The sequence below is a fragment of the Mitsuaria chitosanitabida ATCC BAA-476 = NBRC 102408 genome (assembly GCF_001598255.1).
GTDB lineage: Bacteria > Pseudomonadota > Gammaproteobacteria > Burkholderiales > Burkholderiaceae_C > Roseateles > Roseateles chitosanitabidus.
In genome coordinates, this window is sequence record NZ_BCYP01000038.1 from 19033 (window position 1) to 30066 (window position 11034).

Below are 11034 nucleotides of genomic sequence, written 5' to 3' on the forward strand. Positions count from 1 at the left end.
CCCCGCACCAACATTCCAGGGAAGCATCCCACCATGCGATTCACGCCCGCGGCCCCGGCCGCCATCACCCTCGCCGTCCTGACCGCCCTGGGCGGCCTGAGCGCCTCGCCCGCCGCCCTCGCCGCGCCGACCGCGGCCGGCGCCAGCGCGGTGACCGCCTCCGGCGGCACGCTCAGCGTCAAGCTGGAGAAGGTGAAGCTGGCCAACGGCTTCGAGCTGATCCTGGTCGAGGACCATCGCCTGCCGCTGATCGCCTTCAACATGTGGGTGCACGCCGGCCCCCGCAACGAGGCCAAGGGCCAGACCGGCTTCGCCCACCTGTTCGAGCATCTGATGTTCGCCGGCACCCGCCACATCCCGCGCGGCCAGGCCGACAAGATCATCGACGCGGCGGGCGGCACCGACTCCAACGGCTCCACCGACTTCGACCGCACGAACTACTTCTTCACCCTGCCCTCGAATCAGCTCGAGCTGGGCCTGTGGCTGAAGTCGGACATGCTGGGCTACATGATCGACGAGGTCGATTCCGTGTCCCTGGCCAACCAGCAGGACGTGGTGCGCAACGAGCGCCGCCAGTCCGTGGAGAACCGCCCCTACGGTCTGACCGAGGAGGCGATGTTCCAGGCGCTGTACCCGGAGGGCCACCCCTACCGGGCCTCGGTGATCGGCTCGCACGAGGACATCCAGTCCATCAAGCTGGCCGACGTGAAGGCCTTCGCCCGCAGCTACTACCGGCCCAACAACGCGACCCTCGTGCTGGCCGGCGACTTCGATCCCGCGCAGGCCAGGAAGCTGGTCGAGAAGTACTTCGGCGCGCTCAAGGCCGGCGACGCCGTGCCCCCGGTCAACGTCGCGCAGCCCAAGCTCACGGAAGAGAAGCGCGTCGCGGTGACGGACCGCATCGAGCTGCCGCGCCTGGACATCGCCTGGCACACCCCGGCGGTCTTCCAGCCCGGCGACGCGGAGCTGGACATCGCTTCCCACGTGCTGGGCGGCGGCAAGTCCAGCCGCCTCTACAAGACGCTGGTCTACGACAAGCAGCTGGCGCAGTCGGTGCAGGTGCAGCAGTACTCGCTGTCGCTGGGCTCGGTGTTCAGCATCGAGGTCACCGCGCGTCCCGGCAAGTCCATGGAGGAGATCGAGAAGCTGGTCGACGACGCCGTGGCCGAGCTCTCGCAGAATCCGCCCACCCCGGAGGAGCTGGCCCGCGCCCGCGCCTCGATCGAGACCGCCACGCTGTCGCACCTGGAGAAGGTGCAGGGGCTGGCCGACCAGATCAACTACTACAACCAGCAGGCCGGCGATCCCAACTTTATCGGCAAGGACCTGGCCCGCTACCAGGCCGTCACCGCCGCGGGCATCCGCGACGCGGTCGCCGCGCAGCTGAAGAAGAACGCGCGCGTGGTCGTGCTGACCACGCCGGGCGAGAAGGTGCTGGCGCCCGAGGTCGCGACGCCGCCGATCCCCGCCAAGGCCGCGAAGAACGAGCGTGAATCGCTGAACGCCGACGTCGCCTGGCGCAAGACGCAGCCCAAGGCGGGCAAGGCCAAGCCGCTGTCGCTGCCCGACGGCAAGCGCCTGACGCTGGCCAATGGCCTGACGGTGATCCACGTGGCCAACCCGGGCCTGCCGCTCGTCAGCGCCAGCCTGGTGGTGCGCGCCGGCCAGACCGCCAATCCGGCCGACCGCCCGGGCCTGTCCAGCTTCGCCGCCGGCATGCTGCAGCAGGGCACGCAGACGCGCACCGCGCAGCAGATCGCGGACGAGGCCGCCGGCCTGGGCGCGGCCCTGACCAGCGGCGCCGCGCGCGACGAGGCCCGCATCGAGGTCAGCAGCCTGAAGCGCAACTTCGGACAGTCGCTGGCCTTGCTGGCCGACGTGGCCCTGCATCCGGCCTTCTCCGAGGGCGAGATCGCGCGTCAGCAGAACCAGCGCCTGGCGGCGCTGGCGCAGCAGCGCGACCAGGCGCCGGCGGTGGCCTCGGTCGTCGCCAACCGCGTGATCTATGGCGAGGGGCATCCGCTGGCGCAGGCCGGCCTGGGCGACGAGACCTCGATCAAGGCCACCGACGCGGCCGCGCTGCGCCAGTTCTGGTCGACCTACTACCGGCCCGACCAGGCCGCGCTGGTGGTCGCGGGCGACATCTCCGAGGCCGAGGTCAAGGCGCTGGCCGAGCAGCTCTTCGGCGGCTGGCAGCGTCCGGGCACGGCCGCTCCCGCGCTGAACACCGCCGCGCCGTCGCCGGCCGCCGCGCGCGTCGTGCTGGTCGACAAGCCGGGCGCGCCGCAGACCGCGCTGGCGGTGGTCTCCACCGGTCCGAAGTCCGGCACGCCGGACGCCTCCGACCTCAAGGTGCAGAACGCCGCGCTGGGCGGCCTGTTCACGTCGCGCATCAACACGCAGCTGCGCGAGGTCAAGGGCTACACCTACGGCATCTACTCGGTCTACACGATGAACCGCGACAGCGGCATGTTCGGCATCCGCGGCAGCGTGCGCACCGACGTGACCGGCGCGGCGATGGTCGACCTGTTCAAGGAAGTGGACGGCATGCGCGCCAAGCCCATGGGCGCGGCCGAGCTGAACCGCGTGCGCAACGCGCAGCTGCTGGCGCTGCCGGGGCTGTTCGACACCAACCGCGTGGTCGCCTCGACCTACGCCAGCGAGTGGGCGCTGGGCCAGCCGGCCGACAGCATCACCTCGCTGCCGCGCAAGTACGGCGCGGTGACGGCCGCGAGCGCCTACAAGGCCACGCGCACCTACGTCGACCCGGCCGCGCTGATCGTGGTGGCCGTGGGTGACAAGGCCAAGGTGCTGCCGCAGCTCGAGGCCCTGGGCCGCAAGCCGCTGGAGATCCGCGACGCGCAGGGCGCGCCGGTGGGCGCCACCGCGCCGTCGCAGCCGACGACCTCGGGCGCGAAGCCGTAAGCGGCACTCCCCCGGCGGCTCCGCGCGCGGAGCCGCCCATGCAGACGGGCGCCCTGAGGCGCCCGTCGTTCATTCCGGCCTCGGGGGCCGGCGCGTGGGAGTTCGCTCGCGCCGGTAGCGCGAGCGGCGAGGCGCTTACTGGCCTTCGCCGAACTTGTCGTTGACCAGCGCGGTGATCGCGTCGTGGGCGGTCTGCTCGTCCTCGCCGGCGACTTCCAGCTCGACCTCCGAGCCCAGACCCGCGGCCAGCATCATGACGCCCATGATGCTCTTGGCGTTCACGCGGCGGCCGTTGCGGCTCATGAAGACCTCCGACTTGTAGCTCCCCGCCAGTTTGGTCAGCTTGGCCGATGCACGGGCATGCAGGCCCAGCTTGTTGCTGATGGTGAGCGTCGTCTTGATCATGAGGGCGTGGTCAGGGCGTGGGGGGATGGGTCAGGGGTGTCGATGCCGCGGCGGCCGGGGCCACCGCCTTCACCGAGGCGGAACAGGACGCGGGCGGCGGCGCGCAGGCGGGCTGGTCGCAGAGGATGCCCTGGGCGCCGCCTTGCGTGGCGCGCTGGACCAGCGCGTCCAGGCTCTCGCCCGCGTAGCAGAGCGAGCGCCACAGCATGGGCACGTTGACGCCGGTCACCACCCGCACCTGCTCGCCCTGCAGGCGCAGCGCGGCATTGGTCGGGGTGGCGCCGTAGACATCGGTCAGCACCAGGGTCTGCGCATGGGCCGAGGCGTCGATCAGCGCGCGGGCGGCGGACTCGACATCGTCGGCGTTCATGTCCGGCGTCACGTCCAGCACGCTCAGCTGCAGCGAGCAATGCGGGAAGGTGTGCTCGGCCACCTGCTTGAGCGCGGTGGCCAGCGGGGCGTGAGCAATCAACAGCAGGCCGGACATGGGGCGCATTATCGTGCGGCGCAGCAGAGCGGGGGCGGCGCTCGCACAAACCCGTGATCGCGGGGAGGGCAGCGGTCGCGCCCCGGGGGGACCGGCCGCCCCGCGTCGCCGGCGCGCCGGGCACCGGCCGGAGGCCCGAAGGAGGCGACGGCCTCAGGTCGGCGGCAACTGGACCGAGCCGACGAACACGTCCCAGGCCGCGGCATCCGCCCGCTCGCCCTGCAGGAGCAGCTGGTACAGCCGGCCGCCGCGGGAGAACACGGCCTGCCGGACCTGCTGGGCGGGCTGGCCGGGTCGATGCTCGAAGACCTGCTGGAAGGCCTCCGGGTCGCTGTCGATGCCGCGCACGCCCAGCGGCGCCGAGGCCCCCGGCGCCAGCCGGCGCGCCAGGCCCTCGTGCATGCGGCGCATCGCGGTGGAGGTCGCCCCCGTGTCGCCCAAGTCCGTCCAGGTGAGCGAGTACTGGCCTCCCTGCGCCTTGCAGCTCAGCGTGCGCAGCGTCACGGGCTGTCCGGCGGGGCCGGGCTGGGCGCGTTCCTCGCGCTCGGGCTTGCAGGGGAACATGAGTTCCAGCTGCGCGCCCTCGGGCTGCACCTTGCGCCAGTTCAGCGCGGGGCTGCAGGCCGTCAGCGCGATCGTGGCGGCCAGCGCGATCGTCGCGAGCGGGGGGATGACGGGGCGCGGGGTCGGGGCGGGCATCGGGCGATTATGGGCGGCGGCTCGCACAAGCCCGGGGCCATGCCGGAAGGGCTTGGCCCACAATGCCCCGATGAGCGAAGCGAACCCCTCCCGTCCCTCCGCCATGGCCCTGCAGGGCGTGCGCGTTCTGGATCTCTCCCGCGTGCTGGCCGGTCCCTGGTGCACGCAGACGCTGGCCGACCTGGGCGCCGACGTCGTCAAGGTCGAGCGGCCGCCCCAGGGCGGTCACCCCGGCGGGGACGACACCCGCGGCTGGGGCCCGCCCTATCTGAAGGACCGGGACGGCCAGGACACGGCCGAGGCGGCCTACTACCTGGGCGCCAACCGCAACAAGCGCTCCATCGCCATCGACATCGCCAGCCCGCGGGGTCAGGCCTTGATCCGTGAGCTGGCGCTGCGGGCCGACGTGGTGGTCGAGAACTACAAGGTCGGCGACCTGACGCGCTACGGGCTGGACGCGGCCGCGCTGCGGGCGGTGAATCCGCGGCTGATCTTCTGCTCGGTGACCGGCTTCGGGCAGACCGGGCCCTATCGCGACCGCGCGGGCTACGACTACGCGGTCCAGGGCCTGGGCGGCCTGATGAGCGTCACCGGCGAGCGCGACACCCTGCCCGGCGGCGGTCCGCAGAAGGTGGGCGTGGCGGTGGCCGACCTGTTCACCGGCATGTACGCGACGGTCGCGATCCTGGCCGCGCTGCGCCACCGTGACGCGACCGGCGAGGGCCAGGTCGTGGACATGGCGCTGCTGGACACGCAGGTGGCGATGCTGGCCAACCTGGGCGCCAACTACCTGACGACCGGCGTGGCGCCGCGCCGGATGGGCAACGCGCATCAGAACATCGTCCCCTACCAGGTCTTCCAGGCCAGCGACGGCCATCTGATCGTGGCGGTCGGCAACGACGGCCAGTTCATCAAGTTCTGCGAGATCCTCGGCCTGCCCGAGCTGCCGAAGGACCCGCGCTACGCGACCAACGCCCAGCGGGTGCGGCATCGCGAGGCACTGGTCCCGCTGCTGGCCGAGCGCGTCGCCGCGCAGCCGCGCAACCATTGGCTCGAGGCCATGGAGGCGGCCAAGGTGCCGGGCGGCGCCATCAACGATCTGAGCGAGGTGTTCGAGGATCCTCAGGTGCGGCACCGCGGCATGGTGGTCCCCATGGATCACCCGCTCAGCGACGGGCTGCGCGTGGTGGCCAGCCCGATCAAGCTGTCGGGCACGCCGGTGGCCTACCGATTGCCCCCGCCGATGCTGGGACAGCACACCGACGAGGTGCTGGGCGAGCTGGGCCACGGTCCCGACGCGATCGCCGCCTGGCGCAAGGAAGGGGTCATCGCATGAGCACCGATCAGGACGAAGGACGCGCCGGCCCCTCGGCCGGGAATGGCGGCACCGCCATCGTGCTGGTGCACGGCGCCTGGCTGGGCGCCTGGGCGTGGAAGCGCGTGCTGGCGCCGCTGCGGGCGGCGGGACATCGCGTCTTCCCGGTCACGCTGAGCGGCGTCGGGGAGCGCGCGCATCAGCCGCAGGACGGCATCCGGCTGCAGACCCACATCGACGACGTGAAGGCGGTCATCGAATGCGAGGAGCTGACCGAGGTGCTGCTGGTCGGCCACAGCTACAGCGGCATGGTGATCACCGGGGTGGCGGATCAGATGCCGGAACGGATCGCAAGGCTGGTCTATCTGGACGCGGTGGTGCCGGAGCCGGGCGAGTCCTGGTCCAGCCGCCATACCCCGGAGACGCAGGCGCAGCGCCGCGCGCTGATCGCGGAGTTCGGGCACCTGCCGGTCACGGAGCCGCATGGCATGGGACTCAAGCCGGCGGATTTCGACTGGATGATGCGCTGCCAGCGGCCGCAACCGGGCGGGGTGTATGACAGCCCGCTGAGCTTCGACAAGGCCGCATGGCTGGCGCGCCCGAGGACCTTCATCGATTGCAACCGTCCGGCCCTGCTCACCATCGCCGCGGCGCGCGAGCGGGCGCGCGCGCAGCCGGGATGGGAGCTGTTCGAGATCCCGACAGGGCATCAGGTGATGGTCTCGGCGCCGGAGGCGCTCACCGAGCGGCTGCTCATGCTGGCCGACCGGCAGCGCGCGGGCGGCTGAGCCCGAAGACCCTCACCCCAGCCCTCTCCCGCAAGCGGGCGAGGGAGTCGGGAGGCGCGCTGCCTTCCCATGAGCGGGACCGGCTCTCACTCTGCGTCCCCACTTGCGCCGTATCTCCCTCTTGCGCCGCTTCTCCCTCTTGCGCCGCTTCTCCCACTTGCGCCGCATCTCCCTCTTGCGCCGCTTCTCCCTCTTGCGCCGCTTCTCCCTCTTGCGCCGCTTCTCCCTCTTGCGCCGCTTCTCCCACTTGCGCCGCCTCTCCCTCTTGCTCCCTCTCCCGCAGGGCGGGAGAGGGCTGGGGTGAGGGTGGGAGGGTGGAGCCACTCGGTCCCCCACGGCGCCTGACGGCAGGCGGGCGATTTGCCCCGCCCCGGCATGCCCTCGCCACCACCGTCCGGAATTCGCCCCGACCCATCCCCCAACCGTGAGCCATTTCACGGCATTCAGGCAGGTGGGGCCGCGCCCCCGACTCACGGGATGGCCGGGGTTGTTACAGCTTGGAACCATGGCGCTCCCAGGCCCCGGCAATCCGCCGAGGGCCTACAAAAACGACGAGAGAGCATGTCCACCCCGCCTTCCCAGTCGGCCGCCGCCCTGGCCGCCAACGACATGGCGCAGCGCCCCAGCGATTCGCAATGGGGCGACATCGTCCAGCAACTCGGCGCCGAGATCGCCGGGCCGCTGAGCGCTGCGCTGGAGCGGGTGAACCAGCTCATGAGCACCGGCCAGATCGACCGCCAAGGGCTGCGCTCCCTGCGCGACGCCGTCGCCCAGGCCCGCGAGGCCGGCATGGTCAGCCAGCAGCTCTCGCGCCTGGCCTCCGGCCGCCTGCGCCTGTCCCGAGAGCGCGTGCACCTGACGCAGGTGCTGCGCGGCGTCCTGACCCAGCGCAGCCGCGAGACCCAGGCCCGGGGCATCCAGATCCGCCAGCTGCTGCAGCCGATCGAGATCATGACCGACGCCTCGCTGCTGTTCTCGCTGCTGAACGCGGTGATGGACTGGGCACTGGCCAACACGCATTCCTCGCTGGAGATGCGGCTGGACCTGACCCCGTGGCCGGCCAAGGCGCGCCTGATGTGCCGCTTCGCGCATCGCTCGCTGGACCTGGGCACCGCCCCCGCCTCCGCGATCGCCGAGGCGCCCGAGGCGCTGAACTCGCTGACCTGGCGCCTGATCGAGCAGACCGCCCTGACCATGGGCGTGCTGCCACTGCGCGAGGACGAGGCCGGCATCACCATGCTGACCCTGGAGTTCGCCAACACCGTCGGCGACGAACCGGGCCTGCAGGCCGCCCCTCAACCGCAACCGCGCCCGGATCGGCCCGAGCTCGAGGACCCGCAGCCCTCGCACAGCTCCAAGCCACTGGCGGGCTGCCATCTGCTGATCGTGTCCCCGCGCCGCGAGATCCGTCAGGAGATCCAGGGCGCCGTGCGCCACATGGGCCTGATCATCGACGCCGTGGCCTCCATGGACGAAGCCCTGCAGTTCTGCGAGGAGGGCCTGCCGCATGGCATCGCCTTCGAGCAGTCGCTGCGCGACGCCTCGTTCGAGCGCCTGCACGCCGACATCACCGCCGAGGTGCCCAACTTCAGCTTCATCGAGGTCCGCGACGGGGAGCAGCAGACCCAGCTCTCCACCGCCACCCCGGACCGCATGGCGCGCATCTCGCGCCAGAACCTGCCCGACGCCCTGCCCTCGGTGCTGCTGTTCGAGCTGTCCAAGGCGCTCTGAGCGGCCGCCGGCCGGCCCGGGAGTCCCCGGGATCGATCGGGCTGGGCCCTGGGAATCCCGTCGAGCGACGCTCGCCCGACCGGCGCGTCGGCCTTGATCCCGGCCCTGGCGGGGCTTTTGGCCGGGGACTACACTCCGGCGCCATGAAGCTGCCTCGCTGGTCCGGACTCCTCCTGCTGGTCGCCGCCATCGGTGCGGGCGCCGGTCTCGCCTACGAAGGGCTCAAGCCCGAGGCCGCCCCGAGCATCGACTACGTGCTGCTCGACGGCACGCACAAGAGTTCGACCCAGGCCTGGACCGGCAAGGTGATGCTGGTCAACTTCTGGGCGACCTCCTGCACCACCTGCGTCAAGGAGATGCCCAACGTCATCTCCACGTACAACAAGTACAAGGACAAGGGCTTCGACACGCTGGCCATCGCGATGAGCTACGACCCGCCCGCGTACGTCGCCAACTACGCCGAGACCCGCGCCCTCCCCTTCGGTGTCGCCATGGACAGCACCGGCGAGATGGCCAAGCGCTTCGGCAAGGTCCAGCTGACCCCGACGACCTTCCTGATCAACAAGCGCGGCGAGATCGTCAAGCGCTTCGTCGGCGAGCCCGACTTCGCCGCGCTGCACGGCACGATCGAGAAGCTGCTCGCGGAGAGCTGACTTCCGGCACCCAGCCGATTCCACCCCTCGCACGATGCCGCTCACGAGCGGCATTTTTCATGGTCGCCCGTCGCGATTCCGCGGGTTACTCCCCCCGCTTTGCGATTCTTTTCGCCGCCGACACCACCCTGCTGTCGCCGGATACTACGGTGTCGACATGCCCAGCCGACCGCGCGCCCTGACGGTGACGCGGCGAGCCGGTGGCCCGTCTGCCGAGCAGTACCACGCAGTCCTCGATCTCCGCACTCGCGAGCGCATCGCCCGGCCTTCCGGCGGCGACGCCTTCGCGGCGTCCGACCCGGCCCTTCACCGGGGCCTCATCGCCAGTCCGAATGAACACGAACAAGATCCTGCCCCGTCCGCCGGTGTCCGGCGCCGCTGCCGCGTCCAGCATGTCCACCGAAGCGCGCTCGCGCCGACAGGCACGCTCGAATCGACAGCACGGTCGCGCGACGCCCTGGATCCTGGCGATCGTCGTGCTGGCCGCGGCGGCCGGCGGCTGGTGGTGGTTCAAGGGACGCGCCGATGCCGGCGCCGCGGGCGGCCCCGCGCGCGCGGCCAGCGGCGCCGGTGGACAAGCCGGTCCCGGCGGCGCAGGCGGCCGCGGCCCCGGCGGCGGACGCTTCGCGGCCAATCGCGTGCAGCCGGTCTCGGTGCTGCCGGCGCGGCTGCAGGACATCCGCCACACGGCCTCGGCCATCGGCACGATCACCGCCTCCAACACCGCCGTCGTGCGCGCGCAGGTCAGCGGCGTGCTGCAGCAGATCCACTTCACCGAAGGCCAGCAGGTCAAGGCCGGCCAGACGCTGGCCCAGATCGACCCGCGCGCCTTCCTGGCCACGCTGGGGCAGGCCGAGGGCCAGCTCGCCCGCGACAAGGCCACGCTGGACAACGCCCGCATCGACCTGGCCCGCTACAAGGACCTGCTCGCCAAGGACGCGATCGCGCGCCAGCAGGTCGACACGCAGCAGGCCACGGTCCATCAGCTCGAGGGCACGGTCAAGGCCGACCAGGCCACCGTCGACAGCGCCCGTCTGCAGGTGACCTACACCAAGGTGCTGGCGCCCATCAGCGGCCGCGTCGGCCTGAAGCAGGCGGACATCGGCAACGTGGTCCAGACCGGCGACACCAACGGCATCGTCAGCATCACGCAGACCCGCCCGATCGCGCTGACCTTCGCCGTCCCGTCGGCGCTGCTGCCGCAGATCACGGAAGGCCTCAAGGGCTCGACCGCGATGGTCGTCGAGGCCTGGAGCCGCGACGGCAAGACCCGCCTGGCCACCGGCAAGCTGGCCACCGCCGACAACGCCATCGACCTGGCGACCGACACCATCAAGCTCAAGGCGCTGTTCCCCAACCAGGACGACGCGCTCTATCCCAACCAATCGGTCAGCGTGAAGCTGCAGCTCACCACCGAGCAGAACCGCCTGGCCGTGCCGGCCGCGGCGGTGCTGCGCGGCTCGCAGGGCTTCTACGTCTACGTCGTGAATCCGGACAACAGCGTGAACACGCGTGTCGTGCAGACCGGCGCGGTCGATGGCGACTGGATGGCCGTCGACGGCAAGATCGAGCCGGGCGAACGCGTCGTCATCGACGGCGTCGACCGTCTGCGCGAAGGCGCCAAGGTCGAGGTCATCGCCAACGATCCCAAGCAGCGCGCCGGCGCCAACGCGGCGCCGCGTCGCGGTCGCGGCGCGAGCGCGCCCGGCGGCGGCGCCAGCGGTGCCTGGGGCGCGGGCCGCGCCGCCTCGGGCGCTTCGTCCCCGGGCGGCCAGGGCCGCGGCGGGAAGACCGGCGACTCCGGCAATCCGGGCGACGCCGCCGAGCGCGCGCCGACCGCGGCCGCGCGCAACGACGCGCTGCAATCGGGCGGCGAGCGTCCGGCCTGGCTGGACCGTCTGCCGCCGGACGTGCAGGAGAAGGTCATGAAGATGAGCCCGGCCGAGCGCGAGGCCTGGATCGCCGAACGCCGCGCCGAGCGCGCCAAGCGCCAGGCCTCGGGCGGCAACTGATCGTCGAGCGGGTCCACGT

General features: G+C 71.7%; 9 protein-coding genes. 6 read left to right on the forward strand and 3 right to left on the reverse strand.

Translation table 11 applies throughout. The features are described 5' to 3' along the window. The first annotated feature begins 33 nt into the window (after positions 1-33). Positions 34-2925: a M16 family metallopeptidase gene (locus tag MCHT01_RS22675; protein ID WP_067069176.1), complete on the forward strand. Its 2892-nt coding sequence runs from the start codon at positions 34-36 to the stop codon at positions 2923-2925. Between the two features lie 135 nt (positions 2926-3060). On the opposite strand, the gene MCHT01_RS22680 is transcribed toward MCHT01_RS22675, so the two are convergent. The 3 genes from MCHT01_RS22680 to MCHT01_RS22690 form a co-directional block, all read right to left on the reverse strand. Beyond that, on the reverse strand, positions 3061-3330 hold the full coding sequence (locus tag MCHT01_RS22680) for an HPr family phosphocarrier protein (protein WP_067069179.1): 270 nt from the start codon (positions 3328-3330) through the stop codon (positions 3061-3063). 10 nt (positions 3331-3340) lie between these two features. Further along, entirely contained in the window at positions 3341-3817 is a 477-nt protein-coding gene (locus MCHT01_RS22685) for a PTS sugar transporter subunit IIA (protein ID WP_084453247.1), read from the reverse strand. A gap of 153 nt (positions 3818-3970) precedes the next feature. Next, positions 3971-4516: a hypothetical protein gene (locus MCHT01_RS22690; RefSeq protein WP_067069181.1), complete on the reverse strand. Its 546-nt coding sequence runs from the start codon at positions 4514-4516 to the stop codon at positions 3971-3973. Between the two features lie 70 nt (positions 4517-4586). On the opposite strand from MCHT01_RS22690, the gene MCHT01_RS22695 reads away from it, so the two are divergent. The 5 genes from MCHT01_RS22695 to MCHT01_RS22720 all read left to right on the forward strand — a co-directional run bounded on the left by MCHT01_RS22695 (position 4587) and on the right by MCHT01_RS22720 (position 11015). Further along, positions 4587-5852, forward strand: coding sequence for a CaiB/BaiF CoA transferase family protein (locus MCHT01_RS22695; protein WP_084453248.1), 1266 nt, complete (start codon positions 4587-4589; stop codon positions 5850-5852). Then, positions 5849-6619 carry an alpha/beta fold hydrolase gene (locus tag MCHT01_RS22700; protein WP_067069184.1) on the forward strand — a complete coding sequence of 257 codons (771 nt, stop codon included), beginning with the start codon at positions 5849-5851 and terminating at the stop codon, positions 6617-6619. The genes MCHT01_RS22695 and MCHT01_RS22700 overlap by 4 nt, the downstream gene beginning before the upstream one ends. A 561-nt stretch (positions 6620-7180) precedes the next feature. Further along, positions 7181-8350 (forward strand): ATP-binding protein, encoded by a 1170-nt coding sequence (locus tag MCHT01_RS22710; RefSeq protein WP_067069189.1) that lies wholly within the window; start codon positions 7181-7183, stop codon positions 8348-8350. Between the two features lie 143 nt (positions 8351-8493). Next, on the forward strand, positions 8494-9003 hold the full coding sequence (locus tag MCHT01_RS22715) for a TlpA disulfide reductase family protein (RefSeq protein WP_067069192.1): 510 nt from the start codon (positions 8494-8496) through the stop codon (positions 9001-9003). A gap of 332 nt (positions 9004-9335) precedes the next feature. After that, positions 9336-11015: an MdtA/MuxA family multidrug efflux RND transporter periplasmic adaptor subunit gene (locus MCHT01_RS22720; RefSeq protein ID WP_148661680.1), complete on the forward strand. Its 1680-nt coding sequence runs from the start codon at positions 9336-9338 to the stop codon at positions 11013-11015. Positions 11016-11034: the final 19 nt, after the last annotated feature.

What these genes read in the sequence shown, in the direction of transcription:
- MCHT01_RS22690 (WP_067069181.1), bottom strand. Translation starts at nt 4,516, where the DNA reads ATGCCCGCCCCGACCCCGCGCCCCGTCATCCCCCCGCTCGCGACGATC.
- MCHT01_RS22700 (WP_067069184.1), top strand. Translation starts at nt 5,849, where the DNA reads ATGAGCACCGATCAGGACGAAGGACGCGCCGGCCCCTCGGCCGGGAAT.
- MCHT01_RS22675 (WP_067069176.1), top strand. Translation starts at nt 34, where the DNA reads ATGCGATTCACGCCCGCGGCCCCGGCCGCCATCACCCTCGCCGTCCTG.
- MCHT01_RS22720 (WP_148661680.1), top strand. Translation starts at nt 9,336, where the DNA reads ATGAACACGAACAAGATCCTGCCCCGTCCGCCGGTGTCCGGCGCCGCT.
- MCHT01_RS22710 (WP_067069189.1), top strand. Translation starts at nt 7,181, where the DNA reads ATGTCCACCCCGCCTTCCCAGTCGGCCGCCGCCCTGGCCGCCAACGAC.
- MCHT01_RS22715 (WP_067069192.1), top strand. Translation starts at nt 8,494, where the DNA reads ATGAAGCTGCCTCGCTGGTCCGGACTCCTCCTGCTGGTCGCCGCCATC.
- MCHT01_RS22695 (WP_084453248.1), top strand. Translation starts at nt 4,587, where the DNA reads ATGAGCGAAGCGAACCCCTCCCGTCCCTCCGCCATGGCCCTGCAGGGC.
- MCHT01_RS22685 (WP_084453247.1), bottom strand. Translation starts at nt 3,817, where the DNA reads ATGTCCGGCCTGCTGTTGATTGCTCACGCCCCGCTGGCCACCGCGCTC.
- MCHT01_RS22680 (WP_067069179.1), bottom strand. Translation starts at nt 3,330, where the DNA reads ATGATCAAGACGACGCTCACCATCAGCAACAAGCTGGGCCTGCATGCC.